At 66.6% G+C, this 22,360-nt stretch carries 23 protein-coding genes; 10 read left to right on the top strand and 13 right to left on the bottom strand.

Features of this window, described 5'->3' with window-relative positions; genetic code table 11:
* Positions 1-16 precede the first annotated feature (16 nt).
* Positions 17-748, top strand: a complete 732-nt coding sequence (gene narI, locus ACFWPX_RS15480) for a respiratory nitrate reductase subunit gamma (protein WP_378927999.1) — start codon at positions 17-19, stop codon at positions 746-748.
* Between the two features lies 1 nt (position 749).
* On the opposite strand, the gene ACFWPX_RS15475 is transcribed toward narI, so the two are convergent.
* Positions 750-1,280 carry a hypothetical protein gene (locus ACFWPX_RS15475; protein WP_378916466.1) on the bottom strand — a complete coding sequence of 177 codons (531 nt, stop codon included), beginning with the start codon at positions 1,278-1,280 and terminating at the stop codon, positions 750-752.
* Between the two features lie 139 nt (positions 1,281-1,419).
* On the opposite strand from ACFWPX_RS15475, the gene ACFWPX_RS15470 reads away from it, so the two are divergent.
* Positions 1,420-2,394 carry a dipeptidase gene (locus ACFWPX_RS15470; protein ID WP_378927920.1) on the top strand — a complete coding sequence of 325 codons (975 nt, stop codon included), beginning with the start codon at positions 1,420-1,422 and terminating at the stop codon, positions 2,392-2,394.
* Between the two features lie 7 nt (positions 2,395-2,401).
* Here ACFWPX_RS15470 and ACFWPX_RS15465 read toward each other — a convergent pair whose 3' ends face one another.
* Positions 2,402-3,430 (bottom strand): NADP-dependent oxidoreductase, encoded by a 1,029-nt coding sequence (locus tag ACFWPX_RS15465; protein ID WP_378927919.1) that lies wholly within the window; start codon positions 3,428-3,430, stop codon positions 2,402-2,404.
* Positions 3,431-3,562: 132 nt separating this feature from the next.
* On the bottom strand, positions 3,563-4,630 hold the full coding sequence (locus tag ACFWPX_RS15460) for an AraC family transcriptional regulator ligand-binding domain-containing protein (RefSeq protein WP_378927918.1): 1,068 nt from the start codon (positions 4,628-4,630) through the stop codon (positions 3,563-3,565).
* A gap of 134 nt (positions 4,631-4,764) precedes the next feature.
* On the opposite strand from ACFWPX_RS15460, the gene lpdA reads away from it, so the two are divergent.
* From lpdA to ACFWPX_RS15445, 3 genes are all read left to right on the top strand, one after another.
* A complete protein-coding gene (gene lpdA / locus ACFWPX_RS15455) occupies positions 4,765-6,168 on the top strand; it encodes a dihydrolipoyl dehydrogenase (RefSeq protein ID WP_378916457.1) in 1,404 nt (467 codons plus the stop codon).
* Between the two features lie 290 nt (positions 6,169-6,458).
* Positions 6,459-6,953, top strand: coding sequence for a L,D-transpeptidase (locus ACFWPX_RS15450; protein WP_378927917.1), 495 nt, complete (start codon positions 6,459-6,461; stop codon positions 6,951-6,953).
* A gap of 52 nt (positions 6,954-7,005) precedes the next feature.
* Positions 7,006-7,701 (top strand): polysaccharide deacetylase family protein, encoded by a 696-nt coding sequence (locus ACFWPX_RS15445; protein ID WP_378927916.1) that lies wholly within the window; start codon positions 7,006-7,008, stop codon positions 7,699-7,701.
* A gap of 1 nt (position 7,702) precedes the next feature.
* On the opposite strand, the gene ACFWPX_RS15440 is transcribed toward ACFWPX_RS15445, so the two are convergent.
* Positions 7,703-8,101, bottom strand: a complete 399-nt coding sequence (locus ACFWPX_RS15440) for a winged helix-turn-helix transcriptional regulator (protein ID WP_378927915.1) — start codon at positions 8,099-8,101, stop codon at positions 7,703-7,705.
* Between the two features lie 85 nt (positions 8,102-8,186).
* Between ACFWPX_RS15440 and ACFWPX_RS15435 the strand changes: the two genes are divergently transcribed.
* Together ACFWPX_RS15435 and ACFWPX_RS15430 are read left to right on the top strand one after the other, a co-directional pair.
* The gene (locus ACFWPX_RS15435; RefSeq protein ID WP_378927914.1) at positions 8,187-9,029 is read left to right on the top strand and encodes an NmrA family NAD(P)-binding protein; all 843 of its coding nucleotides are present in this window, start codon (positions 8,187-8,189) and stop codon (positions 9,027-9,029) included.
* Between the two features lie 148 nt (positions 9,030-9,177).
* Positions 9,178-9,501, top strand: a complete 324-nt coding sequence (locus ACFWPX_RS15430; protein ID WP_378927998.1) for a hypothetical protein — start codon at positions 9,178-9,180, stop codon at positions 9,499-9,501.
* Here the strand turns inward: ACFWPX_RS15430 and ACFWPX_RS15425 are convergent, their stop codons facing one another.
* Positions 9,502-9,879, bottom strand: coding sequence for a VOC family protein (locus ACFWPX_RS15425; RefSeq protein WP_378916443.1), 378 nt, complete (start codon positions 9,877-9,879; stop codon positions 9,502-9,504).
* Between the two features lie 90 nt (positions 9,880-9,969).
* Positions 9,970-10,515, bottom strand: a complete 546-nt coding sequence (locus ACFWPX_RS15420; RefSeq protein WP_378927913.1) for a carboxymuconolactone decarboxylase family protein — start codon at positions 10,513-10,515, stop codon at positions 9,970-9,972.
* 200 nt (positions 10,516-10,715) lie between these two features.
* On the opposite strand from ACFWPX_RS15420, the gene ACFWPX_RS15415 reads away from it, so the two are divergent.
* Entirely contained in the window at positions 10,716-11,597 is an 882-nt protein-coding gene (locus tag ACFWPX_RS15415) for an NERD domain-containing protein (protein WP_378927912.1), read from the top strand.
* Here ACFWPX_RS15415 and ACFWPX_RS15410 read toward each other — a convergent pair whose 3' ends face one another.
* The 6 genes from ACFWPX_RS15410 to urtA all read right to left on the bottom strand — a co-directional run bounded on the left by ACFWPX_RS15410 (position 11,598) and on the right by urtA (position 17,179).
* A complete protein-coding gene (locus ACFWPX_RS15410; protein WP_378927911.1) occupies positions 11,598-12,347 on the bottom strand; it encodes a GntR family transcriptional regulator in 750 nt (249 codons plus the stop codon).
* 14 nt (positions 12,348-12,361) lie between these two features.
* A complete protein-coding gene (gene urtE, locus ACFWPX_RS15405) occupies positions 12,362-13,054 on the bottom strand; it encodes an urea ABC transporter ATP-binding subunit UrtE (RefSeq protein WP_378927910.1) in 693 nt (230 codons plus the stop codon).
* Positions 13,047-13,850, bottom strand: coding sequence for an urea ABC transporter ATP-binding protein UrtD (gene urtD, locus ACFWPX_RS15400; protein WP_378927909.1), 804 nt, complete (start codon positions 13,848-13,850; stop codon positions 13,047-13,049). Before urtD ends, urtE begins: the two co-directional genes overlap by 8 nt.
* Positions 13,847-14,977: an urea ABC transporter permease subunit UrtC gene (urtC, locus tag ACFWPX_RS15395; RefSeq protein WP_378927908.1), complete on the bottom strand. Its 1,131-nt coding sequence runs from the start codon at positions 14,975-14,977 to the stop codon at positions 13,847-13,849. The genes urtD and urtC overlap by 4 nt, the downstream gene beginning before the upstream one ends.
* Positions 14,974-15,858 (bottom strand): urea ABC transporter permease subunit UrtB, encoded by an 885-nt coding sequence (gene urtB / locus ACFWPX_RS15390; RefSeq protein WP_266293973.1) that lies wholly within the window; start codon positions 15,856-15,858, stop codon positions 14,974-14,976. Before urtB ends, urtC begins: the two co-directional genes overlap by 4 nt.
* Before the next feature lie 70 nt (positions 15,859-15,928).
* On the bottom strand, positions 15,929-17,179 hold the full coding sequence (urtA, locus tag ACFWPX_RS15385; RefSeq protein WP_378916423.1) for an urea ABC transporter substrate-binding protein: 1,251 nt from the start codon (positions 17,177-17,179) through the stop codon (positions 15,929-15,931).
* Positions 17,180-17,516: 337 nt separating this feature from the next.
* On the opposite strand from urtA, the gene ACFWPX_RS15380 reads away from it, so the two are divergent.
* Positions 17,517-19,346, top strand: a complete 1,830-nt coding sequence (locus ACFWPX_RS15380) for an acyl-CoA dehydrogenase (protein WP_378927907.1) — start codon at positions 17,517-17,519, stop codon at positions 19,344-19,346.
* A 10-nt stretch (positions 19,347-19,356) separates the two neighbouring features.
* Here the strand turns inward: ACFWPX_RS15380 and ramB are convergent, their stop codons facing one another.
* Positions 19,357-20,763 (bottom strand): acetate metabolism transcriptional regulator RamB, encoded by a 1,407-nt coding sequence (ramB, locus tag ACFWPX_RS15375; protein ID WP_378927906.1) that lies wholly within the window; start codon positions 20,761-20,763, stop codon positions 19,357-19,359.
* 93 nt (positions 20,764-20,856) lie between these two features.
* Here ramB and ACFWPX_RS15370 point away from each other — a divergent pair, with 93 nt between their 5' ends.
* Positions 20,857-22,359, top strand: coding sequence for an ATP-dependent DNA ligase (locus ACFWPX_RS15370; RefSeq protein ID WP_378927905.1), 1,503 nt, complete (start codon positions 20,857-20,859; stop codon positions 22,357-22,359).
* The last annotated feature ends 1 nt before the right edge of the window (position 22,360 follow it).

Genomic DNA, 22,360 nt, shown 5'->3' with positions numbered 1-22,360 from the left:
TATGGCAGCCAACGATGTGTCGGCGGGTGAGATCTACTGGGACATCGTCCCGTACGTGAGTCTGGCGATCCTGATCGTCGGCACCTGGTGGCGCTACCGATACGACAAGTTCGGCTGGACCACCCGGTCCTCACAGCTCTACGAGTCAAGACTGCTGCGCATCGGCAGTCCGCTGTTCCACTACGGGATGATGGTGGTGATCGTCGGCCACATCATCGGGCTGGTCATCCCACAATCCTGGACCGACGCCATCGGCATGAGCCAGCACGTCTATCACATCCAAGCCATCGCACTCGGCAGCATCGCGGGCGTGGCCACCCTCACCGGCATCGTGTTGCTGATCTATCGCCGCCGCCGCAACGGTCCGGTCTTCACCGCGACCACGCTCAACGACAAGCTCATGTACCTGATCCTGGTCTGCGCGTTGATCACCGGGCTGGCGACCACCTTGATCGGCTCCGGCGCGATCGGGCCCGAACACAACTACCGGGAAACGGTCTCGCCGTGGTTCCGTTCGATCTGGATCCTGCGGCCGCGTGGTGACCTGATGGCGCAGGCACCGCTGTCGTTCCACATCCACGTGACGATCGCCTTGATCTTGTTCGCGATCTGGCCGTTCACCCGGCTCGTGCACGCCTTCAGCGCACCGTTCAGCTACTTCTACCGGCCCTACATCGTGTACCGCTCCCGGGCGAGCGCCAAGCCCGATGAGCTGATCGGCTCGCGCCCGGAGCGGCAGGGTTGGTGAATCACCATTTGTGGGCGACGTCGATGACCACCCGAGCGGGGTTGTCGAGGGTGCTCACGCGGAACGGGAGGCGGGCGCGCACGCCGAGGCCGAAGGTGGTCTGTCCTTCGAAGGAGCCGGCGAACGCGGCCTGGCGGAAGGTCGGGTAGCCGTTCACGGTGACGAGTTCGGTGCGGCTCGGCGGGTTGTAGGTGCTGTTGCCCGCGTTGTCGTAGGCGGGGGCCAGGACCGTGATCTGCAGGAACGCGCCACCGCGTAGCGGCACAGCGGCGCCGGAACCGTCCTGGGTGACGGTGCCGACGTAGCCGACGCGGTAGCCGGCGGTGGGGCCGGACAGGTCGACGACCAAGCGGTCGTAGCACTCGTGGCGGCCGGCGCGGACTCCCGCGACGGTGGCGGTGGAGTAGTTCGAGGACGACTTGTCGTATGAGCCCCAGGAGAGTCCGCAGTAGGACGGGGTGGCCGCGGCGGGCAGTGCCGACAGGCCGAGGCAGGTCGCGAGGGAGGCGAGGAGGACGAGGACGCGACGCATGTCGCACCGCCTTTGGATCAGGGCCCATGGGTCGGGGATGCAGTACTGACTTATCGGAGGGACAAGACAGCGCGTTAGCGTCGGTCCGGCGTCGAATGTGCTGCGAAACGTACGATCACAGGTCACGAATGAACCGGAGGTGGATGTGTTCCTGTGGGAGCAGCACTGTTGTCTGCCTTTGCGGCCAACGGCCAGGGTGGCGGACCTGGCGCGGTACCCGTTGGGGTCGTATCTGTCGGTGAATGTCGGGTACTCGGGGGAGCGCAAGGCTGATTCCCTCGCGCTGCTGCGCCAGTTCCGGGGCGAGGCTCTGGTCGACCCACGGTTCCGGTTGGTCGACGGAATCGCCGATATCGGCGCACCCGAGGTGATCGGGCTGGCATTCGACCTGGAGGACTCGGCGCCACTCGACGGCGACCTCGACAATGTCGCGATGTTCTACGACCTGGGCGTTCGCTCGCTGCTGCCCACCTACAACCACGCCAACGAGGCGGGTTGCGGCTGCCTCGACACCGTGGACACCGGGCTGAGCGGCTACGGAAAAGACTTGGTACGCAAGCTCAACGAGGTCGGCATGTTCGCCGACGGGTCGCATTGTTCGCGCCGCACCGGCCTCGATATCTCCACGCACACGTCGGTTCCGATGATCTACAGCCACTCCAATTTCGCCGCGCTGCACGAACATCCGCGCAATATCGACGATGAGCAGGCACGGGCGTGTGCCGCGACGGGCGGGGTGATCGGCATCAATGGCGTCGGGATCTTCCTCGGCTGCAACGAGCCGGATGCGCGCTCCGAGCGGCTGGCGGCGATGGCCGACCACATTCGCTACGGCGTCGACCTGGTCGGCATCGACCACATCGGCATCGGTTCGGACTATTCGTTCGATGGTCAGCAGTTCAACGACGAGATCCGTGACAACCCCGGCGCGTTCTCCGACGCGTATACGAAGTGGGGTCCACTGCAGTGGACCCCACCCGAGGATCTCCTCGGCGAATCCGACGTTCCGGGCCTGGGCGAACTCCTCGCCGCCCGTGGTTTCACCGCTGCCGAGCGCGAAGCGGTCTTCGGCGGCAACTTCGCCAGGGTCGCGAGCCAGGTCTGGCGTGCGTGATGTCGCCTCAGGCGAGGCGGACGAGCATTTTGCCGGTGTTGGCGCCGGTGAGGACACCGAGGAAGGCGGCGGGGGCCTGGTCGAGGCCTTCGTAGACGGTCTCGGTGGTGCGGAGGGTGCCGTCGGCGAGCCAGCCCGCGGCCTTGCCGATGTATTCGCCGAAGATCGGGAAGTAGCTGGTCACCAGCATGCCCCGCAGGGTGATCTCCTTCGTCGCCGCGAGGTAGAGGTCGGGGATCTGCTGGGCGGTGGCGCCGTTGTAGCCGCTGATCGCGCCGACAAGGGCGATGCGGCCGTGCTGGTTGAGTGACTCGATGGCGACCTTCAGGTGTTCCCCGCCGACGCTGTCGAGGTAGACATCGATGCCGTCGGGCGCGGCGGCCGTGAGCTGACCACCGAGGTCACCGGCGCGGTAGTCGATCGCCGCGTCGAAACCGAACTCCTCGAGCAACTTTCCCGTCTTGACGGGGCCACCGGCCGAACCGATCACCCGCTTCGCGCCGAGTGCCTTGGCGATCTGGCCTGCCACGCTGCCGACGGCGCCCGCGGCAGCCGAGATGAACACGGTGTCGCCGGGCTTGACCGGGGCGACATCGGTGAGTGCGGCGTAGGCGGTGAGCCCGGTGGTGCCGAGCACGCTCAGGAAGTGTTGCGGTGCGGCGAGTTCCGGGTCGATCGGCGTCGCGGTCGCGGCGTCGACGATGGCGTGTTCGCGCCAGCCCGCGAAGTGCGAGACCGTCGCGCCGACCGCGATATCGGCTGAGCGGGAAGCGATCACCTCACCGACCGCTGAACCGTCGAGTGCCGCGCCGAGTTCGAACGGCGGCATGTAGGACACCTTGTCGTCCATCCGTCCGCGCATGTACGGATCGACCGACATCCAGGTGTTGCGGACCAGAATCTGGCCCTCGGCGAGCTCCGGCAGCTCCCGCTCGACCAGTGCGAAATCGCCTGCGACCGGTGCGCCGTTCGGGCGGGCGGCGAGGTGGATCTCGCGGGTGAAGGTGGGCAGTGCGCGGGTGGCCGTGTTCGACATGATCGAGCCTTCTTTCGAGGTCAGCCGGTGTTTCTCGCCGGTGATGACTACGTTAGGGCGCGCGATCGGGCCTTTCGAGGTCCCCGCACGCCACCACCCGGTCCATTCACGCCACATCTCGAACTGGATGGCTCATACGGCTGGTGTCGCCCCGGTCCAGCGGTGGAAGGCCTTGCGCAAGGCGCGGTCGTCGGTGAAGGCGAGGCGCTGGGCGATAACGCTTTTGGTGAGTCCTTGATCCAGCAGAGTTTTCGCGCGTTCGTAGCGGAGTAGATCGAGTTCGTCGCGCCAGGTGGTGCCGTGTTCGGCGAGGTGGCGCTGGAGGGTGCGCTGGCTCATCGCGAGGGTTTTCGCGACTCGGGCAAGGGTGGGGTCGGCGGCGTCGATGGCGTCGGCGAGGGCGATGCGGAAAGTGTCGAGGGGGTCTGCGATCGTGCGGGAGGAGGAAAGGACCAGGCCCGCGTGGCTGCGCATCAGATCGGCGAGCATCGGGTCGGCGCGGGGGAGCGGGGCGTTGGCGTCGTCGGCATGGAAGGTGATCGAGTCCGATGCGGCATCGAATTCGATGTTGTCCGTGCCGAATACGGCGACCAGGTCCGCGCGGTCCGGTGGTGCGCTGTGGCCGAAACTCACCCTGGTCGGAACGATGGGGCGTCCGGTGGCTTCACGGGCCCGGCGCAGGTAATACGCCATCACGTACTCGTTGACCACCGACGCCACCGCGGGATCGCCCGCCGAGGTCCGGTAGCCGATGGTGAGGTCGCCCTCGCCGGACAGGTCGAAACCTTCGGTGGCCGCGGTGACCAGGCGGTGGTACGGCTGAGCGGCACGCAGCGAATCCGTCAGTGTGGCACCGCCGGTCACCAGATAGTCCCAGGTGTTCAGGGTGCCGAGCGGTGCGGCCGCGGCGACCGCGGCACCCGCTCCCGTCGGCCGCGCGTGCGCGATCAGCTCCCACAGCCGCAGCAGCGAACTCATCGGGATCCGGTTCAGCTCACCGCGCAACACCACCTCGTCGGTGCCGGGGATGCGGGTCAGCTGATCCTCGGCCGCACCTGCTTGCCGGGCGGCCTGCACCAGCAGCCGCACCAGGTGCGTCGACACCGTGCCGTCGAGCCGACTGCCGATCCCCTGGCCATCGGCCGTGCCTTCGGTCAGCACCGGCTGTGCCGCTCGGCTGCTCACTGCCCCGCCGCTCACGGACTCGACAGTACTGCTCGATCCGGTCGGTCGACGATGCCGCGGCGTGGGCGCGCACCGCCGGTCGAGGGCACATCTCACCTATGTGGGGGACGGGTGGGTGAACTCCTCGAAACAGAGTTAGGCTCGGTGACGTGACTTCCCACTACGATGTCGTCGTTCTCGGCGCTGGTCCCGGCGGATATGTCGCCGCGATCCGTGCCGCTCAACTCGGCCTGCGAACAGCGATTGTCGAGCAGAAATACTGGGGTGGCGTGTGCCTGAACGTGGGCTGCATCCCGTCCAAGGCACTGCTGCGCAACGCCGAGCTGGCCCATATCTTCCAGAAGGAAGCCAAGACCTTCGGCATCTCCGGTGAGGTCAGCTTCGACTTCGGTGCCGCCTTCGATCGCAGCCGCAAGGTGGCCGACGGTCGGGTCAAGGGCGTGCACTTCCTGATGAAGAAGAACAAGATCGACGAGTTCGACGGCCTCGGTACCTTCACCGGCCCGAACTCGATCGATGTCGCCCTCACCAAGGGCGGCAGCGAGACGGTCACGTTCGACAACGTCATCATCGCCACCGGCACCACCACCAAGCTGCTGCCGGGCACCCAGCTCTCCGACAACGTGGTCACCTACGAGGAGCAGATCCTCACCCGTGACCTACCGGGCTCGATCCTGATCGTCGGCGCGGGCGCGATCGGCATGGAGTTCGCCTACGTCCTCAAGAACTACGGCGTCGACGTGCGGATCGTGGAGTTCCTCGACCGCGCGCTGCCCAACGAGGACGCCGACGTCTCCAAAGAGATCACCAAGCAGTACAAGAAGCTCGGCGTCACCATCACCACCGGTGCGGCCGTGCAGTCGATCGACGACGACGGCTCCAAGGTCACCGTCCAGATCAAGGACAACAAGTCCGGCGCGATCGAGACCGTCACGGTCGACAAGGTGCTGCAGGCTGTCGGCTTCGCGCCGCGGGTGCAGGGCTACGGCCTGGAGACCACCGGTGTCGCCCTCACCGACCGGGGCGCCATCGAGATCGACGACTACATGCGCACCAACGTGGCGCACATCTACGCGATCGGTGACGTCACCGCCAAGCTGCAGCTCGCCCACGTGGCGGAGGCGCAGGGTGTGGTCGCGGCCGAGACCATCGGCGGCGCCGAGACGATGACCCTCGGTGACTACCGGATGATGCCGCGCGCCACCTTCTGTCAGCCGCAGGTCGCCAGCTTCGGTCTCACCGAGCAGCAGGCCCGCGACGAGGGCTACGACGTGAAGGTCGCGACCTTCCCGTTCCAGGCCAACGGCAAGGCGCACGGCCTCGGCGACCCGACCGGTTTCGTGAAGCTGATCGCCGACGGCGCGCACGGCGAACTCCTCGGCGGGCACCTGATCGGCCCCGATGTGTCCGAGCTGCTGCCGGAACTGACGCTGGCGCAGAAGTGGGACCTCACGGTCAACGAGGTGGCCCGCAATGTGCACACGCACCCGACGCTGAGCGAAGCGGTGCAGGAAGCGATCCACGGCCTCGCGGGGCACATGATCAACTTCTGACATTTCAGCCGACAGGGCCGGGTGCGCGAATCGCGTGCCCGGCCCTTTTGGTTTCTTTTTGGTCTTTTTCTCGCCGTTGATTTGGTGAATCGAAGCCTGTCACCGATGATCTCTGTAGCTCTTTCGTTCGCTTGTTAGTCGCAACACCTGATCTTGTGCGTACATGGGTAACTCGCCGGGCACGCCCACAAGCTGACTCCATAGTGACCGCCAGCCCGGCACCGCGCTGCCGTCGTACCGAACGACCGGCAGAAGGCGCGGCGAGGCGGACAGAGAGGGTACGAAACTCGATGAGCATTCTCGGTTGGACAGCACGTTTCGCGGCGGTGGCCGCGGTCGCTGTGGCGGGACTCGGCATGGTGACACCGGCCGTGGCCGAACCTCTTTTCCCCGGTGGGCCGGATGTTCCCGGAGTTCCCGCCATTGTTCCCACCGCGTCGCCGTGCCCGGTTGTCGAAGCGAGGGCGTGCATGCGGCTGTCGACGAACGAGGCGTGGCTGGTCGACAACGGCCGGGTGATCTTCGGGCCGACGCCGATCTCGCACGGCATGGCCGGATTCGAAACCCCGCCCGCGGTGACCAAGATTTCCTTCAAACGGGAATTCCACTGGAGCACGATGCACAATGCGCCCATGCGATGGGCGACCTTCTTCAACGGCGACATGGCATTCCATGTGGGACCGGTCGATTCGAAATCGCACGGTTGTGTGCGGATGACCGAAGACGGCGCCCACCGCTTCTTCGACTACCTGAACCCGGGCGACATCACCCAGGTGATCGTGTAAGTACACGGATAACTCACCGGGCCGACCCGACCCGGTGAGTTACCGTCTGTCGATGCGTCGTTGGTTGGTGGGCGGGATTGTCGGCATCGTTGTGGTTTCGGCGGTGGCGGTCGGCCTGTATGTGTTGATGAATTCCCGGACCTATCAGGTGACGGGGCGGCTGGTCGATCGGGTCGAGACCGACGAGAAGGTTGTCGCGCTGACCTTCGATGACGGCCCGACCGCGCGCACCCCGGAAGTGCTGCGGGTGCTGGGGCAAGCCCAGGTTCCCGCGACCTTCTACCTGGTCGGCGCGGACCTGGCCGCGCATCCCGAATACGGTGCGGCGATCGTGGCAGCGGGCCACGAGATCGGGAACCACTCGTATTCGCACCGGCGCATGGTGCTGGTCTCCGGTGACACCGTGCGCGAGGAGATCGAACGGACCGACAGCGAGATCCGCCGCGCCGGCTACCCCGGACCGATCAGTTTCCGCCCGCCCTACGGCAAGAAACTGTGGACGCTGCCGCACTATCTCGCCGACCACGATCGCACCACGGTGACCTGGGATGTCGAGCCCGATTCCGCCGGTGGCGCGTCTCGCGAAGCCATCGTCGCCGACACCCTCGCCGAGACCAGGCCGGGCTCGATCATCTTGCTCCACGTCATGCACGGGGCCGAGTCCATTACCGCGGTGCCGGAGATCGTCGACGGATTGCGTGCGCAGGGCTACCGATTCGTCACAGTCTCCGAGCTGCTCGCGCGTTGAGCTAGTCCTGGCCGACGCCCCCGGCGCGGTGGTAGCTGTCCTGTGCCGCGCGGACGGCGTCCATATTCGATTCCAGGACCACGATCAGCGACCGCAGATGGTCGGCGACCTCCGCGCCCAGCTCGGTGAGGGTGTATTCGACGCGGGGTGGGATGGCTTCGAGCACCTCGCGATGGACCATGCCGTCGCGTTCCAGCGCCTGCAGGGTCTGCGAGAGCATGCGCTCACTCACGCCGTCGACCCGGCGGCGCAGGGCGCTGAAGCGGACGGGGCCGTCGCGCAGCGCGACCAGAGCCAGCACTCCCCACCGCCCGGCGATGTTCTGCAGGACGGGGCGGGAGGTGCAATTGCGCGCGAAGACGTCGGCTTCCAGCGTGGGGTCGTGGTCCGTCTCGGGCATGCGTCCATCATACCCACTTGACGCAAGTGCCCACTGAAGGCATAGTGCTTACTAATAGTTAGTACTTGTGGCTCTGGAGGTAGCAATGACCGTGGCAGTGACAGCAGCAGGCGGACAGCTCGGCCGGTTGGTCGTGGAGGCTCTACTCGCCGCAGGGGAGCGGCCGGTCGCGATCGTGCGCGATCCGGGCAAGGTCGCCGATCTCGCCGCGCGAGGTGCCGACGTGCGACAGGCGTCCTACGACGATCCCGCCGCCCTCGATGCCGCACTGGTGGGTGTGGACCGGGTGCTGCTGATCTCGGGCAATGAATTCGGGTCTCGAATTGCCCAGCACACCAATGTCATTCGGGCCGCCGAGCGTGCCGGTGTCGAACTGCTCGCCTACACCAGCATCCCCCGCGCCGAGAGCAATTCGATGGTGCTTGCCGCCGATCATCGGGGCACCGAAGAGGTGCTGGCGACCGCCTCGGTACCGACGGTGCTGCTGCGCAACAGCTGGTACTGGGAGAACTACGGCGGCGCCGTCGCGAACGCGGCACAGTCCGGCGTCCTGCACGGCGCGATGGCCGCCGGCCGCGTCTCCGGCGCCGCACGGGCCGACTACGCCGAGGCCGCCGCACGCGTGCTCACCGGCGAGGGTCACGAGGGCCGCGTCTACGAACTGGGTGGTGACGAGGCGCTGACCGGCGCGGATCTGGCATCAGCGGTGACAGAGGCGAAGGGCGTCACGGTCCGCTACGAAAACCACACCCAGGACGACTACACGGCAGCCCTGCGCGCCGCGGGCCTCGAGGATCAATACGCCGCCGTCCTCGCCGACGCCGACGCCCGCATCGGCGAGGGCGTGCTCGAGGTGAACACCGGCGACCTGGCCAAACTCCTCGGCCGCCCGGCGACCTCGGCGGCCACCGTGTTCGCCCGCCAGTAATCCGGCTACCGCGCCGGCCCGATCGGGCGGGTCGGCGCTGGATCCTGGTCAGAAGCCCCGGGGAGGCGGTCCTGCTACCGTCGGCACTGTGGCTGATCAAACTTCCCGCCGACGTACGCACATCTGGTTGAGTGGGCTGCTGTTCTTCATGGGCACCCTGCACTTCGTAGCGCCCAAGCCGTTCGACAAGATCGTGCCGCCGCAGCTGCCCGGCAACCCGCGGACCTACACGTATGGGTCCGGGGTTGCCGAGCTGGGCGTGGCGGCCGCGCTCGCGGTGCCGCGCACCCGGCGGCTCGGCGGGTGGCTGGCCGCGGCGCTGTTCGTCGGTGTCTTCCCGGCCAATATCCAGATGACCGTCGATGTGGTCGGTAATCCGAAGGCGCCCAAGGCTTTCAAAGCCGGGGTGCTGGCGCGGTTGCCGCTGCAGATCCCGATGATCGTGACCGCGCTGCGGGTCGCGCGCCGCTGATCACACCCACTGCACGAGCTGGATGACGATCCCGTTGGGGTCGGTCATCTGGAAGTAGCGCTCGCCCCACTCCTCGGTTTCGATGGGCGTCTCGATCGGGACGCCCTCGGCGCGCAATCGGTCGTATTCGCGGTCGATATCGTCGACGACGAACACGACAAGGAGCCCCTCGCCCGCGTTGCCCGCGATGCGGGCGGGCTTGAATGAGCCGAGACCGGTGCGCAGGTAGATCACGTCCATGCCCGCGTCGGCCCGCTCCACGTTGACGAACCCCTCGGCGGCCATCTTCTCGGTGAAGCCGAGGTGGTCGATCAGGAACTGGGCCGACGCCTGCGGATCGGCGACATTGAGCGAGAGGGCGGAAGCGGTGATCTGCATGGGTTCTCCTCGGTCGATGAACTCCGTACGTTGTACGCCTTTACTGTGGGAGATCTCGCGCGGGCCCGCCATATGACCTAGGTCACACTCTCAGAACTTGTCGCGCTCGATCCGCAGGGTCGTGATGGTCGACGCCAGACCTTCGTACTGGTTGATCAGCAGCACGATCTCGATCAGCACCCGCTCGCCGTAGTGCTCGGCCAGCTCGGCCCACGCCGCGTCGTCCACATTCCGGGTGGTCACCAGCTGATCGACGACATCGAGCAATGCCCGCTGCCGAGGTGTCCAGCCCTCGGCCTCTGGACCTGCGCCGACCCGCTCGATCTCGACGGCCGACAGCCCCGCTTTGCGCCCCAGCCTGCGATGATGATCGGCCTCGTAGTCGCACTTGCGCAGCTGTGCCACGCGCAGGATCACCAATTCGGCCTCCGCGCGCGGCAGCTTGCCGCCCGGCATCAGCTTGCCGGAGAAATGCAGCCAGCCGCGAAACAGCCCACCCGTGCGACCGAGGGTGCTGAACAGGTGCGCGTCGTCGGTGCCCGCCGCGCGGGAAAGCACTTGCCAGACAACCCAGTTGATCGGCCCGAGTTCACCGAACCGGCCCGGTGAAACGCGTGGTAGGGGCGCTGCATCCATCTCTGGTCCACCTGTCTTCTCGAACATCGTCGGTCCGGGTCGCCAGCGTAGTCGTCGGTATCGGCTCGGGGGGCCAGTCCTGTATTCGTGCCGGTTTTCTTTGGTTTCCAGTGGTTTTCGGAACAGTTGCGCGTCATGATCGGTGAGTACCGCAGCGCGCAGCGGCGGTGTGAGGTCGCAGCACTAGGGGAACATCGCACATGCTGGTTCGGATCAGACCGGGTGCCGAGCTCACCGGCGCCGAGCGCGAGCTCGTCGATTGCCTGCGCGCCTATCCGAGTACGGGGCTCGCGCTGGTCGAGTGCCGGGTGGGTGACCGGCGGCTGGGCGGGGTGATCGTGACGCCGCGCGGCATCACGGTGCTCGAGGTGAAGGGCTTCCGGCGGCGGCAGAGCGGGCTGCTCACCGCTACCGCCGACGGCGCGTGGCGGATCAGCGACAGCCCGCTGGATTTGGAAGCCGAGCCATCGAACGGTCTCACCGACCGGGTCGAGCACGGGGTGCACGCGGTGCGGGTCGCGCTGGAACAGGCGTTGCAGGACAGCAGGCATGTGTCCGGTGCGGTGGTGCTCGTGCCGTATCGCGGCGTGGTCGTCCGGCCCGCGCGCACCGCGCTGCGGCCGGGGCTGGATGTGCTGGTCGCGAACAGCGTCGACGCGCATGAGCTGCGGGTATACCTCGAAGGGTTCTCGGCGGGGCCACGCGAATGGACGATCGATCGGGTGCTCAACACCTGCGCGACGCTCGGGGTGGCCGAGGTGCCGTCGCGCGCCGAGCTGGCCGAGGAGGGTTTCGCGAACAATCGGCCCGCGCCGACGCCGGTGGTGCCGCAGGTGCGCAAGTTCAGCGAGCCCGTCCCGCCCGCTGATCCGTCCCGCCGGGGAAAGCTCGTCGGCATCGCGATGTTCGCCGCCGCGCTGCTCGGCATCTTCGTCGTCTTCGTGTCGGTCGGCGTGGCGTTGTTGCAGGACTCGCCCGATCCGCGCCCGATGTCGGACACTTCGCAGACCTCGACGACCCGCGCGCCCACGTCGGCGACTCCGCGCAAGATCGAGTGCTGGCCGTTCCAGCGCGACTGTTGATCAATCCCGCACGGCGCGACCGAGTTTGGTGAAGGCGATCGCCTGTTCGGCACGCACCCGAACGTGAGCGCGGGAGGAATCGATGTGGGCGGTGAGGGTGCGTAGTGCCTGTTCGTCGTCGCCCGCCAGCACCTGTTCGGCGATGGTGATGTGATCGGCCGTCATGGCCGCCACCCGTTCGGCGGTGGGCACATCCATGGTGCGAACCGGGCGAACCCGCAGGTAGACGGCTGCCAGTGCCTCGGCGAGGGCGGAATTGCCCGCCGCCATGAGTAGTTCGGTGTGGAACCGCTCGTCGGCGGCGACGAGGTCGGGTCCGGGTTCCGGTGGGGTGTCGCGGTATTCGAGCCAGCGGGCCAACTCGGCGCGCACGGTGGGCAGGTCGTGCTCGGTCGGGATGTGTACCTGTACGGACCCACCGGCGGCGATGCGCTGAAAGCCTCGGGTTTCCAGCACGATTCGGAGCTCGTAGAGCTCGTCGAGTTCGTTCAGGCGGGGCCGGTACAGGTAGAGCCCATCGGGATGGCGCTGCACGAGCCCGTCGGCCTGGAGCCGGGCCAGCGCTTCGCGCACCGGGGTGCGCGAGACGCCGTAGCGCTGGGCCAGCCGTTCGGCGCGCAGCCGCTCGGTCGGTGCCAGTTCCCCGGTGGCGAGGTCGTGGCGGAGTTCGTCGTAGACGCGCGCGGCCAGCGGTACCCGCCGACTACCTGCGGCGGGACGTGCGTCCTCGCCCGATCCCCGCCCGGCCATGTGCGCCGCTGCGATCAGATCGCCATCGCCGCGCGGACCGCGGATTCCGCACCTGCCCCGCCTGCACCGGTCGAGCCGAGATCCCCCGAGTGCAGCACGTAGTACTGCTGTGCGGCCTGCAGCGCGAAGCCGATGTGCTGCTCCACCAGCAGCACGCTCAAACCACCGCGCTGCGTCAATTCGATGATGGTTCGCTCGATTTCGGCGACCACCGACGGCTGGATGCCCTCGGTCGGTTCATCGAGGATGAGCAGCTTCGGCTCGGTGATCAGTGCCCGCGCGATGGCCAATTGCTGACGCTGCCCGCCCGAGAGCAGGCCCGCCTTGCGGGTGAGCAGCTCACGCAGCGCGGGGAACAGGTCGAGGGATTCGTCGATCAGCGCCTTGCCCCGTTTGCGACCGTCCGCGACCACCTGCAGGTTCTCGGCGGTGGTCAGCTGCCCGAAGCTCTGCTGGCCCTGCGGCACGTAGCCGATACCGCGCTTGACCCGTTGCGAGGGTGAGAGCTTGGTGATCTTCTCGCCGTCGAAGGTGATGGTCCCCGACTTGGTGGGCAGCAGACCCACGGCGGCGCGCAGCAGCGTGGTCTTGCCCGCGCCGTTGTGGCCCATGATCGCGACGACGCTGTCGTCGGGCACGGTCATGCTGACGCCGTGGATGACCTCCGTGCGCCCGTACCCGGAACGGATGTCGTGAAGTTCAAGCATCGGCCGACTCCTTGTCTGTCGCAGTCAGATTCGCGGTGCCGAGGTAGACCTCCTGCACCTTCGGGTCGGCCTGCACCTGTTCGACGCTGCCCTCGCTGAGCACCTTGCCGCCCGCGAGCACGGTGACCGAGCTGGCGAAGGACCGCATGAAGTCCATGTCGTGCTCGACGACGATCACCACGCGGTCACCACCGATGCGGCGCAGCAGGTTTCCGGTCTCCTCGCGCTCCTCGGCACTCATGCCCGCCACGGGCTCGTCGAGCAACAGCACCGACGCGTTCTGCACGAGCAGCATGCCGATCTCGAGCCACTGCTTCTGCCCGTGCGCGAGTACCCCGGCGGGCTTGTCGCGCAGCGCGGTGAGACCCGTTGTCTCCAAAGCCTCTTCGATGCTCGGCAGGACCGACTTGCGGGTGCGCAGCAGCGACCATGCCGAACGCCCGGCGCCCGCGGCGATATCCAGGTTCTGCAACACCGTGAGCTGCTCGAACACACTGGCCGTCTGGAAGGTCCGCCCGATGCCGAGGCGGGCGATCTGGTGCACCTTCTTGCCGAGTAGTTCGGTGCCCGACTTCTGCGCCGAACCGGTAGCCGGGACGAGGCCGGTGATGGCGTCGATCAGCGTGGTCTTGCCCGCGCCGTTCGGGCCGATCAGGAACCGCAGGTCACCCTGCAGCACCGTGAAATCGACATCGGTGACCGCCTTGAAACCGTCGAAACTGACCGAGAGGCCGCGGATTTCAAGGTAGTCGCTGTCCATGCCGGCGTTGCCGCCCGCTTTGGGTTCGTGTGTCATCGCGCTTGCACCTTCTCCTCGGTGACGACGGCGGCCGGCTCTTCCGGTGCGGGTGGCAGCTTCTTGCGGCTGTCGAGCCAGCCCTTGAGCATCGGCCACAGCCCGGCCAGACCGGCGGGGATGAACCCGACGACCACGATGAACAACACGCCCTGCATGTAGGTCCAGCCCGACGGGAACGACTCCGACAGCGAGGTCTGCGCCCAGGCCACCCCGATCGCACCGAGAACCGGTCCGAGCAGCGTGGTGCGGCCACCGATGGCGACGCCGATCAGGAAGGCGATCGACGGGATGACGCCGATGTCGGCGGGGGAGATGATGCCGACGATCGGGGTGAACAGCGCACCGGCGATACCGGCAAGGAACGCCGCCACCACATAGGCGACGATTTTGATATTGGCCGGGTCGTAGCCGAGGAAGCGCACGCGCTCCTCCGCGTCGCGCACCGCGACCAGCAGTTCGCCGTAGCGGCTGCGATTGAGCTGACGGATCAGCGCGACCACCACGAGCAGCGTGCCCGCGGCGATGAAGAACAGCATCTGCCGGTTGGCCGGGTCCGAGAGCCGGAATCCGAAGAAGGAGCGGAAGTCCGACAGACCGGTGAAGCCGCCGATGGCCTGCTGACCGGTGAGCAGGATCGCCAGCGCCGCGGCCAGCGCCTGGCTCAGGATGGCGAAGTAGGCACCGCGTACCCGGCGCTTGAACACGCCGTAACCGAGCACGGCGGCGACCAGCGCGGGCAGCACCAGGATGCCGAGAATGGCGACCGGCGCGGAACTGAACGGCTGCCAGAAACCGGGGAGTTCGCTGATGCCGGAGATCTCCATGAACTCCGGGACGTCGTTGCCGAGGCGAGCCGCGTCGGCGAGCTGCATGTGCATGGCCATGATGTAGGCGCCGATGCCGAAGAACACGCCCTGGCCGAGCGTGAGCATTCCGCCACGGCCCCACGCCAATCCGATGCCGGCGGCCACGATGGCGAAGCAGAGGAACTTGGCGAGCAGGTTCAGGCGGAAGTCGCTCAGGACCGCCGGGGCGACAGCGAACAGCAGGATGGCGGCAACGGCGAACCCGACCAGGGGAGTGAGTCGCGGGTGAGCGCGGAGACGTTCGGTGAGTGCGGTCATGCCAGGCTCCTCGTCCGCACGGTGAACAGGCCCTGCGGGCGGACCTGCAGGAAGATGACGATCAGCACGAACACGATCACCTTCGCGATGGACGCGGTGGTGGAGTATTCGATGAACGAGTTGAGCAGGCCGAGCGCGAACGCCGCGATCACCGTGCCCTTGATCTGGCCTAGGCCACCGATCACGACCACCAGGAACGCGTCGATCAGATAGCTCTGGCCGATGGTAGGACTCGTCGAGCCGATCAGGGTGAGCGCGACACCGGCGACACCGGCCAGCCCGGAGCCGATGAAGAACGTGCTGATATCGGTGAATCTGCTGGAGATACCACTGGTTTCGGCAAGTCCGCGGTTCTGCACGACGGCGCGAATCCGTCGGCCCATCGGCGTGGTCTTGAGCACCGCGGCCAGGGTGGTCACCGCGACGATCGCCAGCACGAGGATGAAGATGCGGGTCTTCGGCACCACCGCGCCCGCGATAGTGATTCCGCCACTGAGCCATTCGGGTACCAGCACGTTCTTGGCCGGTGCGCCGAAGATGTCACGCGCGGCCTGCTGCAGCACGAGCCCGACACCGAAGGTGACGAGCAGCGTGTCCAGCGGTCGGTCGTACATGTAGCGGATCAGCCCCATTTCCAGGGCGGCGCCGAGCAGGCCGCCGATGAGGAAGCCCATCAGCAGGGACACGACCAGCGAAACTCCGGCCGACGAGAACACCTGTTGCACAACATAAGTGGTGTAGCAACCGGCCATGATGAATTCGCCGTGGGCCATATTGATGACGCCCATCTGACCGAAGGTCAGTGACAGGCCGAGCGCGGCGAGCAGAAGAATGGATCCCAGACTCAACCCGGTGAAGAGCTGACTTATCAGCACGTCCATTGCAGTGGACTCCTTGAAAATGGGGCGATGTGGGACGCGCGAGCCGCGCGTCCCACATCTATCGGGCTGTTTACTTCAGGCCCTTGGCCCACTCGTAGGACTTCAGGTACGGGTCGGGGGTGATGGCCTTGCCGGAATCCCAGACGGTGTAGATGAGGCCGTCGGGGCGGATCTCGCCGATCCGGGCGGTCTTGGTGATGTGGTGGTTGGAGCCGTCGATGGTGACGGTGCCTTCCGGGGCGTCGAAGCTCACACCGTCGGCCGCGGCCTGGATGTCGGCCACCGCGAACGACTTCGCCTTCTCGACGGTGTTCTTCCACAGGTAGACCGAGGCGTAGGCGGCTTCCATCGGGTCGGAGGTGGGCTTGTCGGCGCCGAAGGCGGCCTTGTAGTCGGCGACGAACTTCTTGTTCGCCGGGGAGTCGACGGTCTGGTAGTAGTTCCAGGCGGTCAGCTGGCCCGCGATGTTCTGCGCACCGATACCGGCGACCTCTTCCTCGGCGATCGACACCGAAACCACCGGCATCTCAGCGGCTTTCAGGCCCGCGTTGGTGTATTCGCGGAAGAAGGCGACGTTGGAGTCACCGTTGAGGGTGTTGAACACCGCGCCCGCCTTGGCGGCACGCACCTTGTTGATGATGGTGGAGAAGTCGGTGGAGCCGAGCGGGGTGTAGTCCTCGCCCTTGATCTCGATGCCGTTGGCCGCGGCGTAGGCCTTGATCTCGCGGTTGGCGGTCTGCGGGAAGACGTAGTCCGAGCCGACCAGGTAGAGGGACTTGATGCCCTTCTGCTTCAGGTAGTCCAGCGCGGGGATGATCTGCTGGTTGGTGGTGGCGCCGGTGTAGAAGATGTTCTTGGAATCTTCCAGGCCCTCGTACTGCACGGGGTAGTAGAGCAGCGAGTTCAGGTTCTCGAACTTGGGCTTCATGGCCTTACGGCTCGATGAGGTCCAACCGCCGAATACCGAAGCGACACAGTCGGAGCTGATCAGCTTCTCGGCCTTCTCGGCGAAGGTCTTCGGGTCCGACGCACCGTCCTCGAGCACGATCTCGATCTTCTTGCCGAGGACACCGCCCGCCGCGTTGATCTGGTCGATCGCCAGCTTGGTCGAATTGGCCACGGTCACTTCGGAAATGGCCATGGTGCCCGACAGCGAGTGCAGCGAGCCCACCTTGATGGTGTCCTTGGTGGTATCGACGCAGGAGGCGGCGGTCGAGCCGGTCGACGCGTCGTCGCGCGCACCACAGCCGGTGAGCAACAGGCCGGCAACGGCCACCGCGGCAGGCACGGCAAGTGCCTTGACCAAACGGGATTCAGACATGGGCGGTTCTCCTCATCAGGTGTAACGGCGGCGCCACACGCGCCACAACGAACACCACCGCTGCTCCCCGGCGACTGGATGTACACCGAGTTGTATACAGCTGCTGTATTCGTGATTCGAGACAGTAGATGGAACTTGTTGCACCCGAATGTCTTCCGGTCACGTGCCCGTTTCGTCTGTTTCATCCATGTGAATTGTTCGCCGAACGGTCGACTGAGGATCGGCTTGCCTACGGTTGCGTAGGGATGTGGCGATACGGCACGCTTCGATTTGTACGACGTCGAGCAGCCGAGCCACGCGGCAATCGGGCCGTGTGCGGTCAGTCGAGGAGGGCCCAGTGGGGCACTACAAGGCGAACGTGCGTGACATCGAGTTCAATCTGTTCGAGGTGCTCAACCTCGACAAACTCCTGGACACCGGCGCCTACGGCGACCTGGACTCCGATACGGTGCGCCAACTCCTCGACGAGGTGAAACACCTGGCCGAGGGGCCGATCGCGGACTCGTTCGCCGAGGCCGACCGGCACCCGGTGGTCTTCCACCCCGATACCTACGACATCACCGTGCCCGAACCGTTGCGCAAGACGGTGAACATGGTGCACGAGGCGGGCTGGTACCGCCTCGGCATGCCGGAAGGCATGGACGGCACGGCCGCCCCGAATGTGCTGATGTGGGCGATCAACGAGCTCATCATCTGCGCCAATCCGGCCGCCAGCTTCTTCAACATGGGCCCGCTGATGGGATCGGTGCTCTACGGGGTCGGCAACGACGAGCAGAAGCGCTGGGCACGTGGCGGGTTCGAGCGCGGGTGGCAGGCCACCATGGTGCTCACCGAGCCCGACGCCGGATCCGATGTCGGCGCGGGCCGCACCAAGGCCGTGCCACAGCCCGACGGGTCGTGGCACATCGAGGGAGTGAAACGGTTCATTTCCGGCGGTGACGTGGGTGATCTGGCGGAGAACATCTTCCACCTGGTGCTCGCGCGGCCGGAAGGCGCCGGTCCGGGCACCAAGGGGCTTTCGCTGTTCTACGTGCCGAAGTTCCTCTTCGATCCCGAGACGCTGGAACTGGGCGACCGCAACGGTGTGTATGTGACCGGGGTCGAGCACAAGATGGGGATCAAATCATCGCCGACCTGCGAGATGACCTTCGGCGGCACCGCGGTGCCCGCCAAGGGCTGGCTGGTGGGCGAGGTGCACGACGGCATCGCCCAGATGTTCGAGGTGATCGAGAACGCGCGGATGACGGTGGGTGTGAAGTCGTGCGGGACGTTGTCGACCGGGTATCTGAACGCGCTGGAGTACGCCAAGACGCGGGTGCAGGGCTCGGATTTCACGCAGATCGCCGACAAAGCGGCGCCGCGCGTCACCATCACCCATCACCCCGATGTACGCCGGTCGCTGGCCATGCAGAAGGCCTACGCGGAGGGGCTGCGCGCGGTGTATCTGTATACCGCCGCGCATCAGAACGAGGATGTGGCGCAGCTGGTATCCGGTGCCGATCCGGAGACCGCGCACCGCGTGGACGATCTGCTGCTGCCGATCGTCAAGGGCGTCGGTTCCGAGCGCGCGTACCAGTTGCTCACCGAGTCTCTGCAAACTTTCGGCGGCTCCGGCTATCTGCAGGACTATCCGATCGAGCAGTACATCCGCGACGCCAAGATCGACTCGCTCTACGAGGGCACCACGGCGATCCAGGCCCAGGACTTCTTCTTCCGCAAAATCGTGCGTGATGGCGGCGTCGCCCTGGCCCACGTGAACGCTCAGATCAGCGCTTACCTCGACAACGACACCGGCCGCTTCGCCGCCGAGCGCGCCCTGCTGCGCACCGCCCAGGCCGACGTCGGCGCCATGGCTGCCACCCTCACCGGCTACGCCATGGCGGGCGGGACCGAGCCCACCGAGCTCTACAAGGTCGGCCTCGGCTCGGTGCGCTTCCTGATGTCGGTCGGCGACCTGCTCATCGCCTGGCGCCTGCTGGTCCAGGCCGATATCGCGGCCGCCGCCCTCGCCTCCGACGCCGCACCGCAGGATCGCCCGTTCTACCAGGGCAAAGTCGCCGCGGCGAGCTTCTTCGCCAAGAACGTCCTCCCCGGACTCACCGCTACCAAGAACATCCTCGCCACCATCGACAACGACATCATGGCCGTCCCGGAGGAAGCCTTCTGAGCGGGCGACGCTACTTGATGAGATAGGGCGAGACCGAGCTGCGGTGTTCGCTGATGTCGAGGGCCTTGCCCAGCGGGGGGAAGGCGCGCTGGGGGCAGTTGGAGCGGACGCAGACTCGGCAGCCCGCGCCGATAGGGGTGGCGTTGGCTTCGCCGAGGTCGATGCCGTCGGCGTAGACGACGCGGCCCGCGTGGCGCAGTTCGCAGCCGAGGCCGATGGCGAAGGTCTTGCCGGGTTGGCCGTAGCGGGTGGCGCGGCGTTCGACGGTGCGGGCGATCCACAGGTACTTGCGGCCGTCGGGCATCTGGGCGATCTGGGTCATGATCTTGCCGGGGTAGGCGAAGGTCTCGTAGACGTTCCACAGCGGGCAGGTGCCGCCGCTGGCCGAGAAGTGGAAACCGGTGGCGGACTGGCGTTTCGACATATTGCCCGCGCGGTCGACGCGGACGAACGAGAAGGGGACGCCGCGCAGGGTCGGCCGTTGCAGGGTCGAGAGGCGGTGACAGATGGTTTCGAAACTCTGCGAGAAGAAGGCCGACAGCCGCTCGATGTCGTAGCGGAAGTTCTCGGCTACTTCGTGAAAGTGTGTGTAAGGCAAGACCATCGCGGCCGCGAAGTAGTTCGCCAGTCCGAGCATCGCGAGTTTGTGGGAGGCGTCGGAGGCGAAATTTCCTTCGTCGACCAGCTTTTCGAGTAGTGGGCCGCATTCGAGGTAGGCGAGTTCGGCGGCGAGTTTGAAGGTGCGCTGTCCGCCGGACAGGTGCGGGGAGATCTCGAGCTGTTTGGTCTCGGGGTCGAAGTTGTGCAGCACCCCCTCGCCGAGGTCGATGCGCTCGCTGATCCGCACGCCGTGCGCGCGCAGCAGGCGCACGATCTCGGTGCTCACCTCGCCACCGTGGAACCGGATGCGCGCGGTGAGATCCTCTGCGGCGGTATCCAATTCGTGGATGTAGTTCTGGCGCTGATAGAAGTAGTCGCGCACTTCCTCGTGCGGCTTGCTGATCGCGGCGCTGCCGGAACCGTCGGCGAACCGGTCCTCGGTGGCGGCGGCCAGCTGCGCGCTGGTGTTGCGGTAGCGGTTGTGCATGGCCACCAGGGCGCGCGCCATCGACGGATGCGCGGACACCATGTCGGCGATCTGCTGGGTGTCGGCCTCGATACCCAGCTCGGCATCGAGCACGACTTCGGACAACTCGGCGATGAGGCGGGTGTCGTCCTGGGCGGAGAAGAAGGTGGGGTCGACGCCGAAGACCTCGTTGATGCGCGTGAGCACCGGCACGGTGAGCGGTCGCACGTCGTGTTCGATCTGGTTCAGGTAGCTGGCCGAGATCTCCAGTTTCTGCGCGAGCGCGACCTGGCTCAGCCCACGTTCGGTGCGCAGCTGGCGCAGCCGCGCACCGACATAGGTCTTGGCCATATGTCCAGTTTAAGGGCGTTTTCGCAGGCTTGCCAATGGATTCTTAACAACGGGTACGAGCTCTGTGTCACACCCTCGCGATACTGTCGTGAGGTGCTGTTCAGCGATGTCGTCACGGCCTCCGCGGCCGTGCGAGCGACCAGGTCGCGCAAGGCGAAAACCGCCACGCTGGCCGACCTTTTCGGTGCCGCGGGGCCGTCCGAGATCGGCACCGTGGTGGCGTGGCTGTCCGGTGAGCTGGTGCAGGGCCGGATCGGGGCAGGCTGGCGCACGGTGACCGGGCTGGATACGCCACCGAGCAGCGACGCGAGCCTCACCGTCGGCGCGGTGGACGACATCTTCTCCCAGCTCACCGGGCTCAACGGCAAAGGCTCGGCCAACCGGCGCCGCGAATTGCTGACCGCGCTCTTCACCGCGGCGACCGAGCAGGAGCAGTCCTTCCTGATCCGCCTGCTCACCGGTGAACTGCGTCAGGGCGCGCTCACCGCGATCGTCGTCGAGGCGCTCGCGCAATCCACCGGTATCCCCGTCGATGTGGTGCGCCGGGCCCACATGCTCTCGGGCCAGCTGCCCACCACGGCGATCGCCGCGCTCGCCGGGGGCGAACAAGCACTGTCCGCATTCCGGCTCGAGGTAGGACGCCCCGTAGCGCCGATGCTCGCGTCACCGGGCGGCTCACTGGACGAGGCCCTCGCCGAACTGGGCTCCGACATCAGTGTCGAACACAAGCTCGACGGCGCCCGCATCCAGGTGCACCGCGACGGCGACCAGGTGTGGGTCTTCACCAGAACCCTGCGCGACATCACCACCGGCGTCCCCGAACTCGTCGACCTGGTCAGAGCCCTCGACTGCACCACCGTGGTCCTCGACGGCGAAACCCTCGCCCTCACCGACTCGGGCCGCCCGCGCCCGTTCCAGGAAACGATGAGCCGATTCGCCACCATCGGCGATCCACGCCGGTTGCATCCCTACTTCTTCGACTGCCTGCACCTCGACGGTGTCGACCTCATCGATGAACCACTGCGCGTCCGCCGCGTCGCGCTCGAGCAGGTCGCGGGCGAACACAGCATCCCCGCCCTCATCGCGCCGACGCCGGAAGCCGCCGCCGACTGCTACGACGACGCACTGGCCGTCGGCAACGAGGGCGTGATGGTCAAGGCGCTCGATGCCACCTACGCCGCGGGCCGACGCGGCAAGGCCTGGCAGAAGGTCAAACCCGCGCACACCCTCGACCTGCTGGTGATCGGCGCCGAATGGGGCTACGGCCGCCGCACCGGGTTCCTGTCCAACCTGCATCTGGCCGCCCGTGATCCGGAGACCGGTGAGCCGGTGATGGTCGGCAAGACCTTCAAGGGCCTCACCGACGAGTTGCTGCGCTGGCAGACCGAGGAATTCCCACGCCACGAAACCCACCGCGACGGTCAGACCGTGTACCTGCGCCCCGAACTCGTCGTCGAGATCGCGCTCGACGGCGTCCAGACCAGTACCCGATATCCCGGTGGGGTGGCGCTGCGCTTCGCCAGAGTGGTTCGTTATCGGCCGGACAAGGAAGCTGCGCAGGCTGACACTATCGACGCGGTGCGCGCACTCGGCTGAG

It is taken from the genome of Nocardia sp. NPDC058518 (assembly GCF_042719655.1).
Classification (GTDB): Bacteria; Actinomycetota; Actinomycetes; order Mycobacteriales; family Mycobacteriaceae; genus Nocardia.
Note: the sequence above shows the minus strand (reverse complement) of the source record. Positions and strands in the feature narration are given on the sequence as shown.

Bases quoted from the DNA above. Each gene is read 5' to 3' on its own strand.
- ACFWPX_RS15425 (WP_378916443.1), bottom strand. From the start codon at position 9,879: ATGCAGATCACCGCTTCCGCCCTCTCGCTCAATGTCGCCGATCCGCAG.
- ramB (WP_378927906.1), bottom strand. From the start codon at position 20,763: ATGGCCAAGACCTATGTCGGTGCGCGGCTGCGCCAGCTGCGCACCGAA.
- ACFWPX_RS15435 (WP_378927914.1), top strand. From the start codon at position 8,187: ATGACCGTGGCAGTGACAGCAGCAGGCGGACAGCTCGGCCGGTTGGTC.
- ACFWPX_RS15440 (WP_378927915.1), bottom strand. From the start codon at position 8,101: ATGCCCGAGACGGACCACGACCCCACGCTGGAAGCCGACGTCTTCGCG.
- urtD (WP_378927909.1), bottom strand. From the start codon at position 13,850: ATGACACACGAACCCAAAGCGGGCGGCAACGCCGGCATGGACAGCGAC.
- ACFWPX_RS15450 (WP_378927917.1), top strand. From the start codon at position 6,459: ATGAGCATTCTCGGTTGGACAGCACGTTTCGCGGCGGTGGCCGCGGTC.
- ACFWPX_RS15430 (WP_378927998.1), top strand. From the start codon at position 9,178: ATGGGCACCCTGCACTTCGTAGCGCCCAAGCCGTTCGACAAGATCGTG.
- ACFWPX_RS15465 (WP_378927919.1), bottom strand. From the start codon at position 3,430: ATGTCGAACACGGCCACCCGCGCACTGCCCACCTTCACCCGCGAGATC.
- urtC (WP_378927908.1), bottom strand. From the start codon at position 14,977: ATGACCGCACTCACCGAACGTCTCCGCGCTCACCCGCGACTCACTCCC.
- ACFWPX_RS15475 (WP_378916466.1), bottom strand. From the start codon at position 1,280: ATGCGTCGCGTCCTCGTCCTCCTCGCCTCCCTCGCGACCTGCCTCGGC.
- ACFWPX_RS15445 (WP_378927916.1), top strand. From the start codon at position 7,006: ATGCGTCGTTGGTTGGTGGGCGGGATTGTCGGCATCGTTGTGGTTTCG.
- ACFWPX_RS15410 (WP_378927911.1), bottom strand. From the start codon at position 12,347: ATGGCCGGGCGGGGATCGGGCGAGGACGCACGTCCCGCCGCAGGTAGT.
- urtE (WP_378927910.1), bottom strand. From the start codon at position 13,054: ATGCTTGAACTTCACGACATCCGTTCCGGGTACGGGCGCACGGAGGTC.
- ACFWPX_RS15415 (WP_378927912.1), top strand. From the start codon at position 10,716: ATGCTGGTTCGGATCAGACCGGGTGCCGAGCTCACCGGCGCCGAGCGC.
- ACFWPX_RS15420 (WP_378927913.1), bottom strand. From the start codon at position 10,515: ATGGATGCAGCGCCCCTACCACGCGTTTCACCGGGCCGGTTCGGTGAA.
- urtB (WP_266293973.1), bottom strand. From the start codon at position 15,858: ATGGACGTGCTGATAAGTCAGCTCTTCACCGGGTTGAGTCTGGGATCC.
- urtA (WP_378916423.1), bottom strand. From the start codon at position 17,179: ATGTCTGAATCCCGTTTGGTCAAGGCACTTGCCGTGCCTGCCGCGGTG.